At 35.8% G+C, this 25,165-nt stretch carries 19 protein-coding genes; 18 read left to right on the top strand and 1 reads right to left on the bottom strand.

The genetic code is table 11. From position 1 onward, the window contains the following. The first annotated feature begins 94 nt into the window (after window positions 1-94). The 3 genes from rimP to infB are packed head-to-tail and all read left to right on the top strand — an operon-like array spanning window position 95 to window position 4,757. A complete protein-coding gene (gene rimP, locus I130_RS03380) occupies window positions 95-556 on the top strand; it encodes a ribosome assembly cofactor RimP (RefSeq protein WP_034919446.1) in 462 nt (153 codons plus the stop codon). Between the two features lie 12 nt (window positions 557-568). Continuing rightward, window positions 569-1,798, top strand: coding sequence for a transcription termination factor NusA (nusA, locus tag I130_RS03375; RefSeq protein ID WP_034919443.1), 1,230 nt, complete (start codon window positions 569-571; stop codon window positions 1,796-1,798). A gap of 58 nt (window positions 1,799-1,856) precedes the next feature. Then, a complete protein-coding gene (gene infB / locus I130_RS03370; protein ID WP_034919439.1) occupies window positions 1,857-4,757 on the top strand; it encodes a translation initiation factor IF-2 in 2,901 nt (966 codons plus the stop codon). Window positions 4,758-5,438: 681 nt separating this feature from the next. Here infB and I130_RS03365 read toward each other — a convergent pair. Beyond that, window positions 5,439-5,831 (bottom strand): SPOR domain-containing protein, encoded by a 393-nt coding sequence (locus tag I130_RS03365; protein WP_034919436.1) that lies wholly within the window; start codon window positions 5,829-5,831, stop codon window positions 5,439-5,441. Window positions 5,832-6,065: 234 nt separating this feature from the next. On the opposite strand from I130_RS03365, the gene I130_RS03360 reads away from it, so the two are divergent. The 15 genes from I130_RS03360 (at window position 6,066) to I130_RS03290 (ending at window position 25,156) form a co-directional block, all read left to right on the top strand. After that, on the top strand, window positions 6,066-7,403 hold the full coding sequence (locus tag I130_RS03360; RefSeq protein WP_034919433.1) for a cytochrome c3 family protein: 1,338 nt from the start codon (window positions 6,066-6,068) through the stop codon (window positions 7,401-7,403). Between the two features lie 58 nt (window positions 7,404-7,461). Continuing rightward, a complete protein-coding gene (locus I130_RS03355) occupies window positions 7,462-10,542 on the top strand; it encodes a TAT-variant-translocated molybdopterin oxidoreductase (RefSeq protein WP_034919429.1) in 3,081 nt (1,026 codons plus the stop codon). Window positions 10,543-10,578: 36 nt separating this feature from the next. Next, complete coding sequence (gene nrfD, locus I130_RS03350) at window positions 10,579-12,372, top strand: NrfD/PsrC family molybdoenzyme membrane anchor subunit (protein WP_083932856.1); 1,794 nt, start codon at window positions 10,579-10,581, stop codon at window positions 12,370-12,372. A gap of 5 nt (window positions 12,373-12,377) precedes the next feature. Next, window positions 12,378-12,902, top strand: a complete 525-nt coding sequence (locus tag I130_RS03345) for a DUF3341 domain-containing protein (RefSeq protein ID WP_034919426.1) — start codon at window positions 12,378-12,380, stop codon at window positions 12,900-12,902. An 8-nt stretch (window positions 12,903-12,910) separates the two neighbouring features. Then, window positions 12,911-13,597 (top strand): c-type cytochrome, encoded by a 687-nt coding sequence (locus I130_RS03340; protein ID WP_034919422.1) that lies wholly within the window; start codon window positions 12,911-12,913, stop codon window positions 13,595-13,597. Window positions 13,598-13,623: 26 nt separating this feature from the next. After that, window positions 13,624-15,015: a hypothetical protein gene (locus I130_RS03335; RefSeq protein WP_034919419.1), complete on the top strand. Its 1,392-nt coding sequence runs from the start codon at window positions 13,624-13,626 to the stop codon at window positions 15,013-15,015. Window positions 15,016-15,045: 30 nt separating this feature from the next. Further along, a complete protein-coding gene (locus tag I130_RS03330; protein WP_034919414.1) occupies window positions 15,046-16,197 on the top strand; it encodes a cytochrome c oxidase subunit II in 1,152 nt (383 codons plus the stop codon). Window positions 16,198-16,215: 18 nt separating this feature from the next. Next, the gene (locus I130_RS03325) at window positions 16,216-18,042 is read left to right on the top strand and encodes a cbb3-type cytochrome c oxidase subunit I (protein ID WP_034919411.1); all 1,827 of its coding nucleotides are present in this window, start codon (window positions 16,216-16,218) and stop codon (window positions 18,040-18,042) included. 111 nt (window positions 18,043-18,153) lie between these two features. Beyond that, entirely contained in the window at window positions 18,154-19,176 is a 1,023-nt protein-coding gene (ruvB, locus tag I130_RS03320) for a Holliday junction branch migration DNA helicase RuvB (RefSeq protein ID WP_034919405.1), read from the top strand. A gap of 537 nt (window positions 19,177-19,713) precedes the next feature. Beyond that, window positions 19,714-20,283 carry a helix-turn-helix domain-containing protein gene (locus I130_RS03315; RefSeq protein ID WP_034919402.1) on the top strand — a complete coding sequence of 190 codons (570 nt, stop codon included), beginning with the start codon at window positions 19,714-19,716 and terminating at the stop codon, window positions 20,281-20,283. A gap of 278 nt (window positions 20,284-20,561) precedes the next feature. Beyond that, entirely contained in the window at window positions 20,562-21,389 is an 828-nt protein-coding gene (locus I130_RS03310; protein WP_034919398.1) for an ice-binding protein, read from the top strand. A 344-nt stretch (window positions 21,390-21,733) separates the two neighbouring features. Continuing rightward, on the top strand, window positions 21,734-23,065 hold the full coding sequence (locus I130_RS03305; protein WP_034919395.1) for a cytochrome P450: 1,332 nt from the start codon (window positions 21,734-21,736) through the stop codon (window positions 23,063-23,065). A 5-nt stretch (window positions 23,066-23,070) separates the two neighbouring features. Beyond that, entirely contained in the window at window positions 23,071-23,994 is a 924-nt protein-coding gene (gene queG / locus I130_RS03300; protein ID WP_034919391.1) for a tRNA epoxyqueuosine(34) reductase QueG, read from the top strand. A gap of 69 nt (window positions 23,995-24,063) precedes the next feature. Further along, window positions 24,064-24,558, top strand: a complete 495-nt coding sequence (locus I130_RS03295) for an RNA polymerase sigma factor (protein ID WP_034919387.1) — start codon at window positions 24,064-24,066, stop codon at window positions 24,556-24,558. After that, window positions 24,542-25,156, top strand: a complete 615-nt coding sequence (locus tag I130_RS03290; RefSeq protein WP_034919384.1) for a hypothetical protein — start codon at window positions 24,542-24,544, stop codon at window positions 25,154-25,156. Before I130_RS03295 ends, I130_RS03290 begins: the two co-directional genes overlap by 17 nt. The last annotated feature ends 9 nt before the right edge of the window (window positions 25,157-25,165 follow it).

The raw sequence follows: 25,165 nt of genomic DNA, 5'->3' as shown, positions 1-25,165 counted from the left end.
TTTCAATTCTTCAATTATTTTTATTATATTTGCAGCGTTGAAACGAAAATAAATACAGCGAGGGGACGAAAAGTCCCCTCTTTTTATAACCATTATGTTGCAGGAGAGAGTAGAAAATTTATTGGAAGAAGCCTTTCACGAAAATAATTCCTTATTTTTAATAGCCTTAAATATCAACGATCAAAATCACATAACTGTGATAATTGATGGGGATAATGGGGTTACAGTAAGTGATTGTGTGGCGGTAAGTAGAAAAGTTGAAGGAGAGTTAGACGAAGATGAAATAGAATTTTCATTAGAAGTCGCTTCTGCAGGAGCTACTGAACCTTTAAAATTCCCTAGGCAGTATAAAAAAAATATCGGAAGAACACTGGCTGTCCAAACAAATTCTAATAAATTTGAAGGGAAATTACAGCAGGTTTCAGAAGATGGAATTACCATAACATGGCAGGCAAGAGAGCCTAAGCCTGTTGGTAAAGGAAAAGTGACCGTAGATAAAGAAGCTACGATAGCATTTCAAGATGTTTTGGAAGCTAAAGTTGTGATAACATTTTAATAATAATTTGATATGGAAAATATCGCTTTAATAGAGTCTTTTTCAGAATTTAAAGACGATAAGCTGATAGATCGAGTAACTTTAATGGCAATTTTGGAAGATGTTTTCAGAAGTGCTTTAAAGAAAAAATATGGTGAAGATGATAACTTTGATATCATTGTAAATCCTGATAAAGGGGATTTAGAGATTTGGAGAAACCGTATTGTGGTTGCAGATGGAGAAGTTGAAGATCCAAATCAGGAAATATCACTAGCGCAAGCAAGAAAAATTGAACCAGATTTTGAAGTTGGTGAAGATGTTTCTGAAGAAGTTAAACTAATGGATCTTGGAAGAAGATCTATTTTGGCGTTACGTCAAAATTTGATTGCTAAGATTCATGAGCATGATAATACAAATATTTACAAGCAGTTTAAGGAACTTGAAGGAGAGATTTATACTGCAGAAGTTCACCATATTCGTCATAGAGCAATCATATTGTTAGATGATGAAGGAAACGAGATCATACTTCCTAAAGATCGACAAATCCCTTCAGATTTCTTCAGAAAAGGAGAAAACGTAAGAGGAATTATTGAAAGTGTTGAATTAAAAGGTAGTAAGCCGCAGATTATTATGTCGCGTACTGCTCCTGTTTTCCTTGAGAAATTATTTGAACAGGAAATCCCTGAAGTTTTTGATGGATTGATCACAGTTAAAAAAGTGGTCCGTATTCCAGGTGAAAAAGCTAAGGTAGCGGTAGATTCTTATGATGACAGAATAGATCCTGTTGGAGCATGTGTGGGGATGAAAGGTTCAAGAATCCACAGTATTGTGCGTGAATTGGGCAATGAAAATATAGACGTTATTAATTACACCAGTAACGATCAACTATTTATCACTAGGGCTTTAAGTCCTGCAAAAATTGTTTCTATCAAATTAGATGAAGAGACAAAACGTGCAGAAGTTATACTTAAACCAGAGGAAGTTTCTAAAGCTATTGGTCGTGGAGGTCACAACATTAGGCTTGCGGGTCAGCTTACTGGCTATGAGATTGATGTGTTTAGAGACGGTGGCGAAGAAGATGTAGAGCTTACAGAATTCTCTGATGAGATTGAAGACTGGGTGATCGCGGAATTTGCGAAAATTGGTTTAGATACTGCAAAGAGTATTTTGGAACAAGATGTGAATGATCTTGTTAGAAGAACAGATCTTGAAGAAGAGACTGTACTCCAAGTGATTCAGGTGTTAAGAAATGAATTTGAATAAATATCAATTTTTTTTAAATTGATAATAATAAAATAAGAGGTTAAATTAGAGGCAATTTATGGCTGAAGCAAAAACAATGCGATTAAACAAGGTACTACGTGAATTCAATATTTCGCTAGATCGTGCTGTGGAATTTTTGAATTCCAAAGGACACGAAATAGAGGCACGTCCTACCACCAAAATTTCTGAGGGTATCTATCAAGTCTTAGCTGATCAATTTCAGACAGATAAGAGTAAAAAGGTACAGTCCAAAGAAGTTGGGGAAGAAAAGCGCAAGGAGAAGGAGGAATTGCGTTTAGCTCGTGAGAAAGAGCTTGACGACAAAAGGAAGGATGAAGTTAAGAAGCAAGAAGTTGTAAGTGCTAGAGCTAAATTAGAAGGACCTAAGCAAGTTGGTAAGATCGACTTGGATAAAAAACCTGGAACAGATAAGAAAGCTGAAGAGAAAAAGCCTGAAGTTGAAAAAACTGAGGCTAAAGTTCCCGAGGTTGAAGCTCCAAAGGCAGAAAAAGCTCAAGAAGCTCCTGTAAAAGAGGAAGCTGAAAAGCCTAAAGCTGTTGAAACTGAAAAACCTGTTGTAGAAACTCCTAAAACTGAAGCTAAATCTGAGGAAAAGGAAGTAGTAAAAGAATCTAAGGAAGCACCTAAAGTAGAAACTCCAAAGACAGAAGCTCCAAAAGTTGAAACCGAAAAGACCGAAGAGAAAGTTGCCTCTGGTAAGATTGGTGGAGAACCTGCGGCTGCTAAAGTTGAAGGAGAAGAGGGAGCTGAGAAGGATCCTGAATCTGCTACTCTTAAGACGAATTACACCAAATTAAATGGTCCCAACTTTACTGGACAAAAAATTGATCTTTCTAAGTTCAAGAAACCAGTTAAAAAGAAGGATGATAAAAAAGCTACAGATGACAAGAATAAAAAACGTCGTCGTAGAATAAGTAAAGATGTTAAGCCCGGAACGGCAGCACCTGCTGGAACATTCAGCAAGTCGCGTGCTGGAGGAGGGCCTGGAGGTAAAAGACCAGCAAGGCCTGCTATTGTTAAGGAAGAACCTAGCGAAGAAGAAGTACAAAAACAAGTAAGGGAAACCTTAGAGAAGCTTCAGGGGAAATCTAGCAAAGGAAAAGGAGCTAAATATAGAAGAGGTAAGCGTGATCAACACCGTCAACGTACAGAAGATGATGCTGCACAACAAGAATTAGATAACAAGATCCTAAAGGTAACTGAATTTGTTACTGTAAGTGAAGTTGCTACGATGATGGATGTGCCAGTAACAAAAATTATCTCAGCATGTATGTCTCTTGGAATGATGGTAACGATGAATCAGCGATTGGATGCTGAGACCTTGTCTATTGTTGCGAGTGAATTTGATTATGAAGTGGAGTTTGTTTCCGCAGATATTGAAGAAGCAGCAGAAGAAGAAAAAGATAATCCGGAAGATCTTAAACCTAGAGCACCAATTGTTACGGTGATGGGGCACGTAGATCACGGTAAGACATCTTTATTGGATTATATACGTGAAGAAAATGTAATTGCCGGTGAAAGCGGTGGAATTACACAACATATTGGTGCATACGGAGTAGAATTAAGTGGAGGTCAAAAAATGGCATTTTTGGATACTCCAGGTCACGAGGCCTTTACCGCGATGCGTGCTAGGGGTGCACAAGTTACAGATATTGCAATTATTGTAATTGCAGCAGATGATGATGTGATGCCTCAAACAAAAGAAGCGATTTCTCATGCTCAGGCAGCGGGAGTTCCTATTGTTTTTGCAATAAATAAATCTGATTTGCCAGCGGCGAATCCAGAAAAGATAAAAGAGCAATTAGCTCAAATGAATCTTCTTGTAGAAGACTGGGGAGGAAAAATTCAATCTCACGATATTTCTGCTAAAACAGGAGATGGTGTTAAAGAATTACTTGAAAAGGTATTGTTGGAAGCAGAGATCTTAGAATTAACTGCGAATCCAGACAAACCTGCTAGAGGTACAGTTGTAGAGGCTTTCTTAGATAAAGGAAGAGGATATGTGTCTACTATCTTGGTTCAAGATGGTTCTTTAAAAGTAGGAGATTATGTATTGGCTGGTCGCCATAGTGGTAAGATCAAGGCAATGCAGGATGAGCGTGGTAAAGATGTAGAAATTGCTACACCTTCTACTCCAGTTTCAATCTTAGGATTAGATGGAGCTCCACAAGCGGGTGATAAGTTTAGAGTAATGCTCGATGAGCGTGAAGCTAAAGATATCGCTGCAAAACGTACTCAGCTACAAAGAGAGCAGTCCGTTCGTACTCAACGTCATATTACGTTAGATGAAATTGGAAGACGTATTGCTTTAGGTGAATTTAAAGAGATCAATATTATCTTGAAAGGTGATGTGGATGGTTCTGTAGAAGCATTAACAGATAGTTTCCAGAAATTATCTACTGAAGAGATTCAGGTTAATATTATACATAAAGGAGTTGGTCCAATTACAGAGAGTGATGTGTTATTAGCTTCGGCTTCAGATGCGGTTATCATCGGATTTAATGTTCGTCCTGCAGGAAATGCAAGACAAATAGCAGATAAGGAAGAAATTGATATCAGAACATATTCTATTATCTACGATGCGATCAATGATCTTAGAGATGCGATGGAGGGAATGTTATCTCCAGAGATGAAAGAAGAGATCACAGGTACTGCAGAAATTAGAGAGTTATTCAAGATATCTAAAATTGGAACGATTGCAGGATGTATGGTTACAGCTGGTAAGATCTACCGAAATGAAGGTGTTAGATTGATTCGTGATGGAGTTGTAGTTCACACAGGTGATCTAATTGCTTTACGTAGATTTAAAGATGATGTGAAAGAAGTTGCTAAAGGATATGATTGTGGTATGCAAATTAAAAACTATAATGATATTAAAGAAGGCGATATAATAGAAGGATATAGAGAGATTGCTGTGAAGAAGAAAATGAAGAAGTAAAAGTAATTTCTTATTAATATAAAAAGGCTGTTCGGATTTTATCCAGACAGCCTTTTTTTTGTTTCTACATTTCTGTTTTGTTCTTGTAGTTTAATCTATGACTCCCTGAGCCTGTCGAAGGATTTTAAGCAACGCAAAATATGAAAGTTTCATTTTAAATTCATTTCAGGATCTTAATCTCACTCTTTCAAAACAAACATAAGAAATTCTCAAAGGGGCTCCTTGTGATTTAAGAGGCATCGACAGGATCAGCCTGACAAAACCTTCAAAATGTCATCCTGACTGCCGAAGGATTTAAACTAATTTTAATAACATGAAAGTGTCATTTTTGAACGTAGCCTAGTGTAGTGAAGAATATTTTTGGTGATAAAAAGAATCAAGATTCCTCCTTTCGTCGGAATAGCAAATGAGGCTAATGTGTAAAACGTCATCCTAAATTCATTACATGATCTTAATTCATGGCTATCCTAATTCCAGTATTTGCGAAAAGAACTTGTTATTTTTTAAGAGTCTTCGAGAGGATCAGCCTGACAAGACCTTTAAAATGTCATCCTGACTGCCGAAGGATTTTAAACTAATTTTAATAACATGTAAGTGTCATTCTGAACGAAGGGAAGAATCTCTTCAATAAAAAAAGCCCCATATTTCTATGAGACTTGAGTTTTGCGAAACAAAAAACAATTAACCTCTCTGAGGTTTTGGAATAAATGCGGAAGGAAAATCTCCTTTCACCTTCATAAGTGCACGATCTGCTTCCAGTCGGTTTCTAAAATTCCCGATCCAAACTTTATAGTTAGGTGTTTCATAAATAATTTGTGATGGCCATTCAGAATAAAGTGATCTGAATTTCTTTATCACGTTGCTTGCTGAATTGTTGTCACCATAATACAGCTGAATGTTGTATCGTTCACCAAATTTTCCGTCTTTGGTCATTTCCGATTTCATTTCCAGTAAATTAGGGATATTAGCATCCTGTTGTATGCTTACTTTTCCTGTTTGTCCTACTGCAAATTGTTGCATCCCAAAGAGGAAAAGTCCTATAAAAAAACAATCTTTTATTTTTAATATTCTCATTATAAAATGGTTTGATGTAAAAGTAAAATTAAATAACTGATTGGGGAGTGAATTTATTATTTAGAACTAATATAAATTACGTGTTAACATATATGCAACATTTCTAAAATCGACTTTAAGTGTTACTTTTGTGCCTGAATTTAGGGGTGCGATACATGTATTTTTTAGTAATTATTTATTATTAATAGTTATAAAATATCGTGCCAAACATAAGACGTTAATTCAACTTACAATATGAAAAAGGTGAAATTCCGCCATTCAACATCCAGATTACTACTCTTATCAGTAGTGTTTCTACTTTCATTTACCAATGTTAACTTTGCTCAAGAAGATCCAGCTGCGATTGGAGATGAGCAGGCTACAGAAGCCGTTGCTGCAGAATCTAGTTCTGGCGATGTAGCAAATGGTAAATCATTATTCAATTCTTTGTGTGCTGCATGTCACAAGCCATATTCTAAGTCTATCGGTCCAGCTCTTAATGGAGTTAGCGAAAGACATTCTTTAGCTTGGATAGAATCTTGGATTCAAAATTCAGCTGCAATGATCGCCTCTGGTGATGCTCAGGCAGTTGCTATTTATGAGGAGTACAACAAAACGGCAATGCCGGCATTTCCACAATTAACTCAGGTTGAGATTGGAGATATTCTTGCTTATGTGGAACAACCAAAACCAACGGCTCCTGTTGCTGCGGGGGGCGGTGGTTCAGAAGCTGGTTCATCAACTGGCGGAGGAGTTTCGAATAACGTTATTCTAATGATATTGGCATTTGTTCTGGTAATGCTTTTGCTTGTTTTGTTTTTAGTGAACAAGACACTTAGGAAATTTGCTGCAGCAAGTGGGGTTGAGCTTCCAGTTAAAGAAAAAAGAAAACCATTATATAAATCCTTTGTAGAAAATCAATTCTTAGTATTGGTTACAGCAATAATTGTATTGCTTGCCAGTGGATATATGGTTTACGGATTCTTTATGCAGGTTGGGGTAGATCAAGGGTATCAGCCTATTCAGCCTATTCATTATTCACATAGAATTCATGCCGGAGATAACCAGATAGAATGTAAATATTGCCACTCTTCAGCAAGAACTTCAAAACATTCAGGGATTCCTTCTCTAAATGTTTGTATGAATTGTCACAAATCTATTGGTGAAGTTGCAGAATCTACAGCTACTGAAGAGTATTCAAAAGAATTCTACGATAAAGAGATCAAGAAATTATATGAAGCAACTGGTTGGGATCCTGCGAATCAGGCTTATACTGGAGAAACTAAGCCAGTTAAATGGGTTAGAATTCATAACCTACCAGATTTCGCATATTTCAATCACTCACAACACGTGTCTGTTGCAGGAATAGAATGTCAGAAATGTCACGGTCCAATTCAGGAAATGGAAGTAGTCTATCAAGATGCTCCATTAACTATGGGATGGTGTATTAACTGTCACCGAGAAACTAATGTGAAAATGGCTGGTAATGAGTATTACGAAAAGATTCACGAAGAGTTATCTAAAAAATACGGAGTAGAGGAATTGACTGCTGCTCAGTTAGGTGGTTTGGAATGTGGTAAATGCCACTATTAATATAAAAGTCAGGCCTGAGTAATTGGGTAATTAATTAAGAAGTAATATCTAGATATATATGTCATCAAACAAGAAATACTGGAAAAGTGTTGAAGAGCTAAATGAAAATAGCTCTATTGTTGAGACGATCCAACAAAAAGAGTTTGCAGAAGAGATCCCTACCGATGAATTTTTAGGTGATAAAGATTCTTTAAGTAGTTCTTCCACAACTCGTCGTGATTTCCTTAAATATGTTGGTTTTAGTACGGCAGCTGCTTCTTTGGCAGCATGTGAAGGTCCGGTTATTAAATCCATTCCTTATTTAGTGCAGCCAGAAAGAATTGTACCTGGAATTGCAAACTATTATGCAACTACAATTGCAGATGGTTTTGATTTCTCTAGTGTATTGGTGAAGACTCGCGAAGGACGTCCAATAAAAATTGATAACAATACACTATCTGCAGGAAGAGCTGGTGCAAACGCGAGAGTGAATGCTTCTGTACTTTCATTATATGATAGTAAGAGGGTAAAAAGACCAATGGCGAATGGCCAGAATGTGTCTTGGGAGGATTTTGATAAGCAAGTAGGAACGGCTTTAGAAGGAGTAACTGGTGAGGTTGTTCTTTTAACCCAAACTTTTGCAAGTCCTTCTACATCTAAATTAATAAATGAATTTTCTAGTAAATTTGGGAATGTTCGTCACGTTGTGTACGATACAGTTTCTGAAGATGCCGCATTAACAGCTTATCAGGCTAAATACGGAACTAGAGCGTTACCAAATTACGATTTTTCTAAAGTTGGAACTGTTGTTTCTGTTGGTGCAGATTTCTTAGGAGATTGGCAAGGCGGTGGATACGATGCTGCTTTTGCAAAGACAAGACTTCCAGAAAACGGAAAAATGTCTCGTCATATTCAGTTTGAATCTAATATGTCTTTATCTGGAGCAAATGCAGATAAGCGTATTCCTGTTACTCCAGCACAGCAACGTGCGGTATTAGCAGCATTATACGGATATATTTCTGGAGCTTCAACTAGTGGGGATCTGCCAGGGAAATTAGATGATGCAGTTGTAAAAGCTGCTTCACAATTAAGAAAAGCGGGAAGTAAAGGAGTAGTTGTTTCTGGACTTCCAGATGCAGATGCTCAGACTTTAGTTTTAGAGATTAATCAGGCTTTAGGTAGTCAGGTGATGGATTCTGCTAATCCAAAAATGACCCGTCAGGGTAATGCTGCTGCAGTTACCAAATTGGTAGAGGATATGCAAAATGGAAGTATCGGTGCAATATTAATTGCAGGGGTAAATCCAGCGTATAGTTTGCCAAATTCAAAAGAATTTGTAAAAGCATTAAAAGATATTGATGTTTCTGTCGCTTTCTCTATGAAAGAAGATGAAACTGCTAAGTTGTGTAAGTTCATTGCAGCTACGCCTCATTATTTAGAGAGCTGGGGTGATGTTCAATTCACAAAGAATAATTTCAGCTTGATGCAACCTACTATCAGACCTTTGTTTGATACTAGACAGTTTCAAGATTGTTTGTTGAAGTGGAATGGCTCTGATAAATCTTATTATGAGTATATCAAGGAAACTTGGAGCTCTTTAGGTACAGATGCATGGAACACTGCTTTGCATGACGGTGTTTTTGAAGGAGCTTCTCCTGCTACAGCTGAGACTTCTGCTTCAGAATTTGTAGGTAGTACAATAAATACAAGTTCTGCAGTTCGAAATTTAAGTGCAACTTCAGAAGCTAAAGGTTTTCAATTAAGCCTTTATACAAAAGTAGCAATGGGAGATGGGCAACAAGCCAATAACCCTTGGTTACAGGAAATGCCAGATCCTCTAACTAGAGCATCTTGGGATAATTACTTAACAATGTCTAGAGAAGATGCAGATAAACTGGGTCTTATCAATGAGAATGTTGCGAATGGTGCCTTGGATGGTAGTTACGTAAATATTACAATGGATGGTGTTGAAGTGAAGAAGGTTCCTGTTCTTATTCAGCCGGGTCAAGCAAAAGGATCTGTAGGTCTTGCTTTAGGTTATGGTAAGAAAGAGGCAATTCAAGAAGAAATGCAGGTAGGTGTAAATGCCTATCCTTTATATAAAGATTTTAGTTCTGTTCAATATGTAAATATTGAAAAAGCGAGTGGAGTGCATGAGTTTGCATGTGTTCAGTTACAGAACACGCTTATGGGACGTGGGGATATTATCAAGGAAACTACCTTGGAAGTATTCAATACTAAAGACAAGAATGCATATAACAAGACTCCAGAAGTTTCTTTAAATCATGTTGAAACCATGGTTACTTCTCCAGAAGTAGATCTTTGGGAAAGTTTTGATAGAGAAGTGGGTCATCATTTTAACTTGTCTATAGATCTTAATTCATGTACTGGATGTGGAGCTTGTGTAATTGCTTGTCATTCTGAAAATAACGTTCCTGTTGTTGGAAAAGAAGAGATTAGAAAATCTAGAGATATGCATTGGTTGCGTATAGATAGATACTATTCTTCTGAAGATAGTTTTACTGAAGACATTGAAAAGAAAGAAGATATTTCAGGATTAGGTGAGTCATTGACTCAGTTAGCTGAAATGGAATCTCCGGCAGATAATCCTCAAGTGGTTTTTCAACCGGTAATGTGTCAGCACTGTAACCATGCACCATGTGAAACTGTATGTCCGGTTGCTGCAACTTCACACGGTCGTCAAGGTCAAAATCAGATGATTTATAACAGATGTGTAGGTACAAGATATTGTGCTAACAACTGTCCTTATAAAGTGCGTCGTTTTAACTGGTTTAACTATACCAAGAACGATGAGTTTGACTACCATATGAATAATGACCTTGGTAGAATGGTATTGAATCCAGATGTTACTGTACGTTCTAGAGGGGTTATGGAAAAATGTTCTATGTGTATTCAGAAAACACAAAAAACGATCCTTGACGCTAAACGTGACGGAAGAGTTATAGAAGACGGTGAATTCCATACAGCTTGTTCTGCAGCATGCGATAAAGGCGCTATGGTCTTTGGAGATGTGAATGATAAGTCTGCGAAGATCGTTAATAAGGTTGAAGATAAGAGAATGTATCACTTATTGGAATCTGTTGGAACTAAGCCAAATGTGATGTATCAAACTAAAGTTAGAAATACTTCAGAAGCTTAAAAATTAATATTAGTAAAGAATCAATTATAAAAGGATATGTCTCATTACGAAGCACCTATTAGAAAGCCTTTAATTACCGGACATAAGTCCTATCACGATGTAACCGTAGACGTGGCTGCACCGGTTGAAGGTCGGGCGAATAAACACTGGTGGATAGTTTTTTCCATCTCCCTTATTGCTTTTCTTTGGGGAATAGGTTGTATAATTTATACCGTTTCTACTGGAATTGGAACTTGGGGATTGAACAAGACCGTTGGTTGGGCTTGGGATATTACTAACTTTGTTTGGTGGGTAGGAATTGGACACGCAGGAACACTTATTTCTGCAGTACTTCTATTATTCCGTCAAAAATGGAGAATGGCAATTAACCGGTCAGCAGAAGCCATGACTATTTTCTCTGTTATGCAAGCAGGATTATTCCCAATTATTCACATGGGTCGTCCATGGTTGGCATATTGGGTATTGCCTATACCAAACCAATTTGGTTCTTTATGGGTAAACTTTAACTCTCCATTGCTTTGGGATGTATTCGCAATTTCTACTTATTTATCTGTTTCTTTAGTATTCTGGTGGACAGGTTTACTTCCAGATTTTGCAATGATTAGAGATAGAGCAATCACACCTTTTAATAAAAGGATTTACGGAATTCTATCATTTGGATGGAGTGGACGTGCAAAAGATTGGCAACGTTTCGAGGAAGTGTCTTTGGTACTTGCCGGTTTGGCAACTCCTTTAGTACTTTCGGTACATACTATTGTATCATTTGATTTTGCTACTTCGGTAATCCCGGGATGGCACACCACTATCTTCCCTCCATACTTTGTTGCTGGGGCGGTATTCTCTGGATTTGCAATGGTGAATACACTTTTGATCATTATGAGAAAAGTGTCTAATCTAGAAGACTATATTACAATACAGCATATCGAATTAATGAATATTGTAATTATGATTACGGGTTCTATTGTGGGATGTGCCTATATTACAGAACTGTTTGTTGCGTGGTATTCTGGAGTAGAATACGAACAATATGCATTCCTTAACAGAGCAACAGGACCTTATTGGTGGGCTTATTGGGCGATGATGACGTGTAACGTTTTCTCTCCACAATTTATGTGGTTCCCAAAATTGAGAAGAAGTATTATGTTCTCTTTCTTTATCTCTATTGTTGTAAATATCGGGATGTGGTTTGAACGTTTTGTAATTATCGTTACTTCATTGCACCGTGATTACTTACCATCTTCTTGGACAATGTTCTCACCTACTTTTGTAGATATCGGGATCTTTATTGGAACCATTGGATTCTTCTTTGTATTGTTCTTATTATATGCTCGTTCGTTCCCAGTGATCGCACAAGCAGAGGTAAAAACGATCTTAAAATCCTCTGGAGCTATGTATAAGAAATTGCGTGAAGATCATGGAGATCATGCAGATCATCGAAATGTTGCATTTATGGCAGAGCCAGCAGCAAATGAAGCTCATGGGTTACACAATCGCATCGTAGATGAAGAAGTTAATACTCAGCATGAAGAAACTGTAAATGCAGATGCATTAACAACTTCTGAAGTTCAAAAAGATCGATTAGATCAAATGCTTTCCAGAATTGGCGTTTACGATCCTGCAACTCAAACCGCAAGTGATCTTACTAAACTGAAAGCTGTTGGACCATTCTTACAACAACGTTTACATCAAGTAGGAATTTACACTTTTGCTCAGGTAAGTAGATTAGAGTCAATTGATTTTGAATTATTGAATGAGCTTATCGAGAATTTCCCTTCAGAAACTATGAGAGAAGATTGGATTGCTCAGGCAATTAAACTTAATAATAACTAACTAGGATGGCATCAAAAGTAATACACGCTATTTATACCGATGATGATTTATTGCTTCAAGCAGTAAAGCAAGTTCGTGACGCCCGTTACCACATCGCAGAGATTTATTCACCATTTCCTGTTCACGGCCTGGATAAAGCAATGGGACTAGAGCCAACACGTTTGGCAATAGCTTCTTTTATCTACGGATTAATAGGACTGTCTGTTGCGATTGTAATGATGAACTTTATAATGATAGAAGACTGGCCACAGGATATCGGTGGGAAACCAAGTTTCAGCTTTTTGCAGAACCTTCCAGCCTTTGTGCCAATTATATTTGAACTAACAGTATTTTTTGCAGCTCACCTTATGGTTATTACTTTTTATATGAGAAGTAAATTATGGCCATTTAAAGCTGCTGAAAATCCGGATGTAAGAACTACAGATGATCATTTCCTAATGGAAATTGATGCTTCGAACCATAGTGTAGAAGAACTTTCTAAGTTTTTGTATGACACTGGAGCTCTTGAAATTAAATTAATTGAAAATTAATTAGAAGAATGAAAAGTTTATTTCATAAATCAATAGTTTTATTCTTAGTTGTAGTTACCGCTACCTCTTGTTTTAATAAGGATAAGCCAAACTATCAATATTTTCCAGATATGTATGCGCCGGTTTCTTACGAGGCTTACGGAGAATACGAGGTTTTTGCCAATGGGCAGGAAGCTAAATTGCCAGTAGAAGGAACTATTCCACGTGGATGGTCTCCTTATGGATACGAAAACACTAATGAAGCTTATACGCAAGCAAAAGCACAATTGACTAACCCGTTGCCTTATTCTGAAAAGAATATTGCTGCAGGTCAACAATTGTACACAATCTACTGTGCTGTATGTCACGGAGATCAAGGGAATGGTAAAGGAATCTTGGTAGAACGTGAGAAAATATTAGGAGTGCCAAGTTATGATGATGCTGGACGAGCAATTACTGAAGGTAGCGTTTACCATGTAATGTATTATGGATTAAACTCTATGGGTTCTTATGCTTCTCAAACAACTATCGAAGAACGCTGGCAGATAGATCACTATGTAATGAAATTAAAAGGAACCTTATTAGGGAACCCAGAAAGAGCTTTCGAAAGTGATACTACTTCCGTTAAAAAGAATTTAGTTCCGGCTGTAAATGCTGATGCTACCATTTTAGGAGCAGATGCTAATACGGAATTAGACCAAGAAAGTACAAACTAGAAATAACTGCACTTAGATATATTAATATGTACACGCTATCAAGTAGATTAAAATTAACTGCAATCATTTTCATGATTGTAGGAGCTATTGGCCTTGTTTATGCATTTATTGCTGCCCCAGATACTATAGAAGATGTAAAGGAAATGATGGCTGCAGATGAGCATCATGGTTCTGAGGATGTTGCAGTTGTAGAAAATGATATTCACCTTGCTAATCCAGAACATGCGGAAGACGAGCATATAATTGCTGAAGAGCATGCTGGAGAAGATGCTCAGGGAGAAATGGCTCACGGTGAGGAAGCAGGTCATGATAATGAACATTATGAACATTTACTGCACCAATTGCAAAACAAGCCTTGGGCCGCTGTTTATGTTGCTGCATTTTTCTTTTTTATGATTGCTCTTGGAACAATGGCATTTTATGCTATTCAACAAGCTTCACAGGCGGGATGGTCTCCAGTATTATTTAGAGTAATGGATGGAATTACGGCTTATTTATTACCAGGAAGTATTATTATGTTTATACTTCTTGCATTATCTGGGATGCATTTAAATCATCTATTTATTTGGATGGATCCAGAGGTTGTAGCCCACGATGAACTTATTCAGAATAAAACGGCATACCTAAACGTACCATTTTTATTGATTAGAGCTGCTATCTATATTGCTGGTTGGAACATTTTTAGGTACTTAATAAGAAGAAATTCTTTGAGATTAGATGAAGCTACAGACGATAGACTACACAAAACAAACTTTAAACTAGCTGCAGGATTCTTAGTATTCTTCTTAGTTTCAGAATCTATGATGTCTTGGGACTGGATTATGAGTGTAGATCCGCACTGGTTTAGTACTTTGTTTGGATGGTATGTGTTTGCAAGTATGATTGTTTCTGCCGTTACTATGATTGCTTTAGTTACTATTTACCTTAAATCTAGAGGTTTCTTAGAATATGTAAATGACTCTCATATCCACGATTTAGCTAAATTCATGTTTGGATTCAGTATTTTCTGGACGTATCTTTGGTTCTCCCAATTTATGTTGATCTGGTATTCTAATATTCCAGAAGAGGTGACCTATTTTATTACAAGAATAGATGACTATACCTTACCATTCTTTGGGATGGTTGTAATGAACTTTGTATTCCCGGTATTGTTACTTATGAATAGTGATTATAAGAGACTTAATTTGTTTGTAATTATGGCTGGAATTATTATTCTATGTGGTCATTATTTAGATATTTTTGTAATGATTATGCCATCTACAGTTGGCGAGTCATGGTTTATAGGAATACCTGAAATTAGTGCTTTATTGATGTTTGCAGGATTGTTTGTATTTATTGTGTTTAGTGGTCTTACAAAAGCACCATTGTTACCAAAACGCAATCCGTTTATTAAGGAGAGCAAGCATTTTCATTATTAATAAAAGATTGTTTAAAGAAGAAATAAAAAAATGACTGTATTTTTAATAATCATTGTAATAGCACTTTTTGCCGTAACTGTATGGCAAATGTCCAAGATATTCGATTTATCTCGCGGTACTCATACAGATTCTTCACAAGTTGCAAGTGAAAGAGACAATAAAATAAATGGGTATTTAATGCTCATGTTTGTTATCTTTTTATATGTTATTTCTATTTACTGTTTCTGGTTTTATAGCAAATTTTATTTGCCAGAAGCTGCGTCTGAACACGGTAGTGAAGTAGATACTTTAATGTTTATCTCTATTGGGCTTATTATGTTTGTGCAAGTTCTTACTCAAGGATTACTGCACTGGTTCGCATATAAGTATCGTGGTGAAAAAGGTAAGAAAGCTTTATTCTTCGCAGATAATGACAAGTTGGAATTTATCTGGACTATTATTCCTGTAATTGTTTTAGCAGGTTTAATTATTTACGGATTATTTACTTGGTCTGATATTATGAATATCAACGAAGAAGAAGATCCTTTAGTTGTTGAAGTATATGCCTACCAATTTGCATGGAGGGCTCGTTATTCTGGAGACGATAATACACTTGGAAAAGCGAATGTTCGTTTTATTCAAGGTGTGAATCAATTAGGAGTAGATGAAAGTGATTCCTACGGTAGTGATGATGTGATAACAACAGAACTACATTTACCAGTTGGAAGACCAGTATTATTCAAATTTAGATCTCAAGATGTATTGCACTCTGCATATTTCCCGCACTTTAGAGCTCAAATGAATGTTGTTCCAGGGATGATCACTCAGTTTGGATTTACTCCATCTCTCACATCAGAAGAAATGAGAGAAAGTGAATACATGGTGGAGAAAGTTGGAAGAATTAACGGGATTAGAAAAGACAAATCTAAAGAATTAATGGCTGCTGGAGAAGTGCCTTTAGACTCTTATGAATTTGAATATTTCTTGTTGTGTAATAAGATTTGTGGACAAGGTCACTATAACATGCAAATGAAGATAGTTGTTGAAAGCGAAGAAGATTATAATGCTTGGATTAAAGAACAACAAACCTTTGGTGAAACTATGGCAGCACAGAAAGAAACTAAGGAAGATGTTCCTGTAGACTTAGAAGAGGCTGCAATGGAAGCGGAAGAGGTAGCAGTGGTTGATAATAAGAACAATTAAAAGTAAAGATTAAGAGATATGTCAGCAGTAGGACACGCAACGGTAGCTCATGCACATGATGACCATGGTCATGACCATCATCATAAGCAAACCTTTATAACTAAATATATTTTTAGTACAGATCATAAGATGATTGCCAAGCAATATCTTATTACTGGACTTTTAATGGGTATCATCGGAATCGGAATGTCGGTTCTTTTTAGAATGCAATTAGCATGGCCAGAACAATCTTTCTGGATCTTCGAAGCACTTCTTGGAAAATGGGCTCCAGGAGGAGTTATGACTCCTGAGATTTATTTAGCTTTAGTTACTATTCACGGTACTATCATGGTATTCTTTGTACTTACTGCAGGACTTAGTGGTACATTTAGTAACCTATTAATTCCATTGCAAATTGGAGCAAGAGATATGGCTTCTGGATTCTTGAACATGGTGTCTTACTGGTTGTTCTTTTTATCTAGTGTAATTATGTTAAGTTCTTTATTTGTTGAAGCGGGACCAGCATCGGCAGGATGGACTATATATCCTCCTTTGAGTGCCTTGCCTCAGGCAATTGGTGGATCTGGAATGGGTATGACGCTTTGGTTAACTGCTATGGCTATTTTCATTGCATCTTCTTTAATGGGATCTTTGAACTATATAGTAACTGTAATCAACCTTAGAACTAAGGGGATGTCTATGACAAGGTTACCATTAACAATTTGGACATTCTTTGTAACAGCTATTATCGGGGTGATTTCTTTCCCTGTATTGCTTTCTGCAGCTTTACTTCTTATCATGGATAGAAGTTTTGGTACATCCTTCTTCTTAAGTGATATCTTTATCCAAGGTGAAGTTTTAAGTCATCAAGGAGGTTCTCCAGTATTGTTTGAACATTTATTCTGGTTCTTAGGACACCCGGAAGTATATATTGTGATCTTACCTGCAATGGGTCTGGTTTCAGAAATTATGGCAACAAACTCTCGTAAACCAATTTTTGGATATAGAGCGATGATTGCTTCTGTTTTGGCAATTGCATTTTTATCTACAATTGTATGGGGTCACCACATGTTCGTTTCAGGAATGAATCCATTCTTGGGATCTGTGTTTACTTTTACAACTTTGTTGATTGCAATTCCATCTGCAGTAAAAGCATTTAACTGGATCACTACCTTATGGAAAGGTAACATACAATTTAATCCAGCGATGTTATTTTCTATTGGTTTCGTTTCTACCTTTATTACTGGTGGATTAACAGGAATTATTTTAGGAGATAGTACATTAGATATTAACGTTCACGACACTTATTTTGTAATTGCTCACTTTCACTTGGTAATGGGTATCTCTGCACTTTACGGATTGTTAGCCGGTGTTTACCACTGGTTCCCTAAGATGTTTGGTAGAATGATGAATAAAAACCTTGGTTTTGTTCACTTCTGGGTAACTGCAATTGGAGCATACGGGGTTTTCTTCCCAATGCACTTTATTGGAATGGCAGGTTTACCTCGTAGATATTATACAAACACAGCTTTCCCATATTTTGATGATCTTCAGGATGTGAATGTCGTTATTACTGTATTTGCTATTATAACCGCAGCGGTACAATTGGTGTTCTTATGGAATTTCTTTAGCTCTATTTTCTTCGGAAAGAAAGCAACAATGAACCCTTGGAATGCAACAACTTTAGAATGGACTGCTCCGGTAGAACATATACATGGAAACTGGTACGGAGAAATTCCAACAGTGTACAGATGGCCTTACGATTACAGTAAGACCAATGAAAATGGAGAGTATGTTATTACAGGACAAGATTTTGTTCCGCAAAACGTACCACTTCAGGATGGTGAAGAAGAAATGAATCATTAAGCAAGACCTAACATATTTAAAAAAGCCTTTTCATTTGAAGAGGCTTTTTTCTTTTATCTTTGTTTCTATCAGTTTTGCTATAATTTCCATTAATAGAATTTTATAAATCTCATGAACGAGCATCTAGACCCCACCGGTGAAAACTTTTCTTCAGAAGAATTAGATATAGACAGAGCATTACGTCCCCTCAGTTTCGATGATTTTGCAGGTCAGGATCAAGTGCTGGAGAATCTTAAGATTTTTGTTGAAGCTGCCAACCAACGTGGGGAAGCTTTAGATCATACCTTATTTCATGGCCCTCCGGGACTTGGGAAAACAACTTTAGCGCATATCTTAGCTAATGAGTTGCAGGTGGGAATAAAAGTTACTTCTGGTCCTGTAATCGATAAACCAGGGGATCTGGCAGGTTTGCTTACTAATTTGGATGAGCGTGATGTGTTATTTATAGATGAGATCCATAGGTTAAGTCCTATTGTAGAGGAATATCTATATTCTGCAATGGAAGATTATAAGATAGATATCATGATAGAGACAGGTCCAAATGCCCGTACAGTTCAGATAAATCTTAATCCATTTACACTCATTGGAGCAACAACTAGATCTGGATTGCTTACTTCGCCTATGAGAGCGAGGTTTGGGATTTCTAGTCGGTTGCAATATTATACCACAGAATTACTTTCCACCATTCTTCAACGAAGTGCAGATATTTTGAAAGTACCATTAGCTTTGGATGCAGCAATTGAGATTGCTGGTAGAAGTAGAGGAACTCCAAGGATTGCGAATGCTTTATTACGTAGAGTTCGTGATTTTGCCCAGATTAAGGGGAATGGAAAGATAGACATGGAGATTGCTAAATACAGTCTTAAGGCATTAAATGTAGATGCTCATGGATTAGATGAAATGGATAATAAGATCCTGACTACAATTATAGATAAATTTAAAGGTGGTCCGGTGGGGATTTCTACTTTAGCAACAGCAGTAAGTGAAAATGCTGAAACCATCGAAGAAGTTTATGAGCCTTTCCTAATACAACAAGGTTTTATTTTTAGAACTCCAAGAGGTAGAGAGGTGACTGAAGCAGCTTATAAACACTTAGGTCGAATAAAAGGGGCTACCCAAAGTGGGCTTTTTTAAATCGGCAATTACCTAGAAACAAAGTTTTTTTGCAAAAAAAATCTCAAATAAGAATCCAAGGTTTCTGGGTAGGCTTTATGTTAATTTTTTCAGGTGATTTATAGTGTTTTCTATTCTGCAATACATAAGTATTCTTTTTTTGAATGAAAAAATTTTCCAAAATAAAAATTGAAACCTATAAAGTTTAGTGATTCTTTAAATCTATAGGTAAGAGAAATTTTTTAACATTCTAAATAATATTCAATTTCTGGGTAGCTATCTAACAAAACCCATAAGATCCAACAACTAGTATCGGTTTAAAAGTGAATAAACACGATGAATTACACTATTTTATTTAAAGTATATTACAATCAAAGAGCTAATTTAATATATATGGTATAGATTTGAGGTGTTTATAAGCATACTTAAAGTGCGAAAATTCTTTCAATGCTTTTTTGTTGTTTTCAATAATTCTGATGTTTTTAAAACATATACTGTAATTATAATCGTTATAGTACTTAGTTTGAAGATCTATACTACAGACTTAATAAAATTAGTATGAAGTTATATATTAAATATATGGTTAGTCTAAGGTGTAAAATTCTAGTTAAAGAAGAGTTGAAACGGCTTGATATATCCTTTGGGTTAATTGATTTGGGTGTGGTGGAACTTCTTGAAGAAATATCTATCAAACAGAGGATTGAACTTAGAAGGAATCTTTTAAGATTTGGACTGAGGCTTCACAAGGATAAAAAGAGCATTCTTATTGAAAAGATAAAAAACACAATTCTCGAAATGATCAAGTATCCTAATGGATGTCCTACAATGAATGATTCTGAATATATCAGTGAGAAGTTAAACTATGATTACACTTATCTGGCTAATACGTTTTCAGAAGTAAAAGGCATTACCATACAGCAATATATTATTGTCAATAAAATTGAAAGGGTAAAGGAATTACTTGCGTATAATGAACTCAATCTAACTGAAATTTCCTATAAACTCCATTATAGTAGTATGGCACATTTATCTGGTCAATTTAAAAAGGTTACCGGCTATTCCCCATCCATTTATAAGGAAATGAGGCAAAATCAAGAAGATCAAAAACTAAGCGCAGTTGCTATTTAATGTGAAAAGCTGATTGTGAAAGATATTGGCAATACTCATTATTAGGGACGCAAAAGTCTTTATTTTCCCTTGCTATCTCACATTTCATGTTTTTAAGTTGAAATTTTCAGTTCTTTAATTTAATTTACTCTTCATTAATCACTCTTCACTATATATTATTACCTCAATAAAACGTGGGAAATATATAATATAAGCCAATAATTATATAACACATTAGATTCTCTAAAGGCTAACATTTACTAGGTGATAATAAAGTCGCAAAACAATTGTAATTATTTATGAAATTTAAAATAATATTACCAGCCTTAGTATTCGTATTTATTGGACTATTTTCCAGTTGTGAAAAGGATGAATTAAATGACAATTCAGCAGATATGAAAGCATCTGCAGAAAATACCGTAGATCTATCTAGTGATATTTCTTCAAAAAAATCGGATGATACAAAAGAACAAGGAACATTAAAGGTTGTAAATCTTGGTGTTGCTGGAGATTTTGCAATTCTAACAAAAACTGGAATCACTAGTGTCTATAAATCTTCTATTACAGGGGATATTGGAACAAGCCCAATTACTGGGGCCGCAATGGTTTTAGACTGTGGAGAAGTAACAGGAAATGTATACTCGGTTGATGCAGCAGGTCCTGCATGTATAACTACAAGCGCAAGTATGTTAACAACTGCAATTAGTAATATGGAAACAGCATACACTGATGCAGCCGGGCGAACTACACCGGATTTTGTTAATTTAGGAGCCGGAAATATTGGAGGAAAAACACTAACTCCCGGACTTTATAAATTTACAAGTTCTGTAGTTATTCCAACTGATATTGCACTTGCCGGTGGACCAGATGATGTTTGGATTTTCCAAGTTTCCGGAAATCTTGATATGAGTTCTGCAGTAAGAGTTACTTTGAGTGGTGGTGCACAAGCTAAGAATATCTTCTGGCAAGTAGCCGGAGCGGTTAATTTTGGAACTACCAGTCATTTTGAAGGAAATATTTTAGGTCAGACTGGAATTAATCTAAAAACTGGAGCTTCTATAAACGGAAGATTATTGGCGCAAACTGCTGCAACTCTTCAAAAAAATACGGTTACCCAGCCTAAATAAAATTTTTATGTACTGAAATTCAGCTTATGATAATAACTATGAAATCAATTTAATTCAGTGCTCTTTGTTAATTCAAAAAAGGGATTTGGTTGTGGGGCATCATTTAAATTCATCTTCAGTTTCTACAACTCTCACGGAACAACTATTGAAAAAATCGATACTCCTGAACCTCGGGAATTTCAGCACCTAATTATAATAGGGTTTGAAAAACCAAACTCTAGATAAAAGTTGAACTAATTTTAATGGTTTTCAATTATGTACTTTTGTAATACTAAAGAAAATACTAGACTTTAGAGCGTTATGACAAATTCGATTTTACTAAATTCATAAATCAAACAAGAACAATGGGTCAGAAAGAAATTCCAAAGGTTTCATTTTTCAAATTTTTGAAGCATGCCTCAAATATTCTTAAGAATCCATTGCCTTTTCATCATAGTAATTTTGAGAAACATGGCGATACCTTCAGGTTAATTATTGGTCCAGGAAAATCTGTAATTTTTTCCAGAGATGCCTATTTAGCAGAATATGTACTTCAGAAAAACCAGAAGAATTATACAAAATCTCCTATACAGACTAAAGATCTTGTGAAATATGTTGGTCGTGGTCTGTTAACTGCTGAAGGGGAACATTGGAAAAAACAGAGGAAACTGATACAACCTGCGTTCCATAAAAAACAACTCACTTTGTTGTTGGAGAGTATCCATAAAGCAATTCTTACTGAGCTGGATAAAATTGAAACCGAAACCGAGATAGATATTTTTCCAATCTTTAATGATCTGGCTTTTCAAACGGTAGTGAAATCTTTATTCAGCAGTGCTGTAGGAGATAAAGATATTACCAGATTGCAATATATTACCGAAGCAGCTCAAAAAATGTTGGTTAGGGAATTAAGACAACCCTTTTTAAGTCTTTGGTTTAAATATGGTGGGGAAATTAAGAAACACACAGATCTAACAGATGAAGCCAGAGTGATCCTTAAAAAACTGGTAAAGGCAAGAAAAGAAAGTGGGAAAAGAGAAGAAGATCTGTTAGATATGCTTTTAGATGCTCGTTATGAGGATGGGAATGAGATGGATGAAGAGCAGCTAATAGATGAGATCCTGATTTTATTTACAGCAGGTCACGAGACAACATCTAATGCGCTCACATTTGCAGCCGAGTTATTAGCTAGAAATCCAGAGTCTCAGCAAAAGATTTTAGAGGAGGTTGTTAAGGCAAAAAAGGAAACAAATTCCTTAATGGAGTTTATCCAATCTTGTAGTTATACAAAAAAGGTGGTTGAAGAAACTATGCGACTTTATCCCCCGGCTTATTTTATAGATCGTATCAATAAAGAAGCCGATTCTTTTCAAGGTATGGAGATACCAAAAGGCTCTAATTTATTGTTTTCTTTTAATGAAATCCATAGACATAAATCACATTGGGAAGAACCTGAGAGATTCAAACCAGAAAGATTTTCAGATTCAGACCCCTATTTGCATACTCCGTTTTATGCCCCTTTTGGAGCTGGACCTAGGAAATGTATAGGTAATAATTTTGCAATGTTTGAGATGATAATTGCGGTTGCAGAAATGGTAACACTCTATAAGATCGCTCCGAAAACAACGCCTATTGAAATACTTCCTATGATCACCTTAAAACCGAAAAACGCGATTTTAAGGTTTGAAAAAAGATAGGGTCAATGTTACAAAATTCTAAATATTCTGAAATCATTAAATCCGAAGCCAAACGCCTCGGCTTTATGTCTTGTGGGATATCCAAAGCTGAATTTTTAGAAGTAGAAGCTCCACGTTTAGAAAATTGGTTAAATCAGAATATGTATGGCGAAATGAGTTATATGGAGAACCATTTCGATAAAAGGCTTGATCCTACTAAGTTAGTAGATGGCTCTAAAAGTGTAATCTCCTTACTTCTTAATTATTATCCTTCAGATTTTCAAAAAGTCGAAACTTACAAGATCAGCAAATATGCCTATGGTACCGATTATCATTTTGTAATTAAGGAAAAGCTGAAGCATTTACTTCAATTTATTCAGCAAGAAATAGGAGAAGTAGAGGGAAGAGCCTTTGTAGATTCTGCACCAGTATTAGATAAAGCATGGGCAGCGAAAAGCGGGTTGGGTTGGATAGGTAAACATTCGAACCTATTAACTAAACAAGTAGGATCCTTCTATTTTATTGCAGAACTAATAGTAGATCTGGAATTGGATTATGATACTCCGGTGACCGATCATTGCGGAAGTTGCACTGCCTGCATAGATGCTTGCCCGACTCAGGCCATTGTAGAACCTTATAAAGTGGATGGCAGCAAATGTATTTCCTATTTTACTATTGAATTGAAGAATGATCTGCCAAATTCTTATAAAGATCAATTTGATGATTGGATGTTTGGCTGCGATGTTTGCCAAGATGTTTGCCCTTGGAATAAATTTTCAAAATCTCATAACGAGCCCTTATTCGATCCAAATCCGCAGTTATTGAACAATTCTAGAAAGGATTGGGAAGAACTTACTAAGGAAACTTTCAATGAAATTTTTAAAAAATCTGCCGTAAAGAGAACCAAGTTCGAAGGACTCAAAAGGAATATTGATTTCTTAAAGAAGTAAGTTTTAAAATTTTATTATTCCTGCCTGTAATAATCTCATCTTTTTGAAACTAATGAATTAAAAGAAGCTTTGAGTAAAGATTTCTATACACAGTTTATTTTGCCTTACGCCGGAATAATCATTAAGATTTGCCGTGCATATACTGACAATGAAGAAGATTTTCAGGATTACTATCAAGAAGTTTGTCTTCAGTTATGGAAAAGTCGGGAGAATTTTAAGGGTGATTCCAAATGGTCTACTTGGGTTTACCGAATATCTTTAAATATTTCACTCTCATTACTTAAGAAGGATAAGAAAGTAAATAAGAAAAGTGTTGAATTACAAAATCTTGCTACTGTTGTACCACAGGAATCGAATCCCTTCAATGATGAATCACTTAAACTTCTTTATTTGGCTATAAAGCAGCTTCCCGAGCTAGATCGGGCCATTATACTTCTTTACTTAGAAGAGAATTCGTATCAAGAAATCGCAGAGATCATCGGCTTATTGCCAAATAATATCGGAGTTAAAATCACTCGAATTAAGAAAAAACTAAAAATATTACTTGATGGAAAGATCTATTGAAAATATATGGAAAGAAGGATTTGAATCTAATAAAAGTTTCGAATTGCCTGTAGTTAGGGATCTCTATACGAGAAAATCCAAGCTAATAATTGATAAGATTAAGTCTACATCAAAATGGGATAACCTTAGCCTAATTCCAATGGCAATCGTTTTGTTTGGAGTATTTATTTTTTTAGATAAGATGCTGTTAGGGTTCTATATAGGTACTTTATTGGTTTTATTATTCTTTCTGAATAAAAAAATGTTGAATAACTTGGATATGTTTAATCCAAGTTCGAATACTTATCAATATTTAATTAATTATGTTTCGCAGTTAAAATCAATCCAAAAGTTTTATATCAAATTATTAGCGATAGGCCCACCAATCTTAATCATTCCAGCATATTGGATGTATTTTCAGGGAACTTCTGTGATGTCAGGTTTTAGGGGATTAGACATCTATTTCCAAATTCTTATAATAGTAGTTACAGCAATAGTGCTATCTGGGATAGGAATATTTAGTTACAAAATAAGTACTCATGTGCTTTACGGAAAATTAATAATGAGGATTGAGGAAATTATTAAGGATATGGAAGAGCTGCAAAAATCAAAGTTTTAAGGGTGTTTT

The organism is Gillisia sp. CAL575, from assembly GCF_000403785.1.
Classification (GTDB): domain Bacteria; phylum Bacteroidota; class Bacteroidia; order Flavobacteriales; family Flavobacteriaceae; genus Gillisia.
Note: the sequence above shows the minus strand (reverse complement) of the source record. Positions and strands in the feature narration are given on the sequence as shown.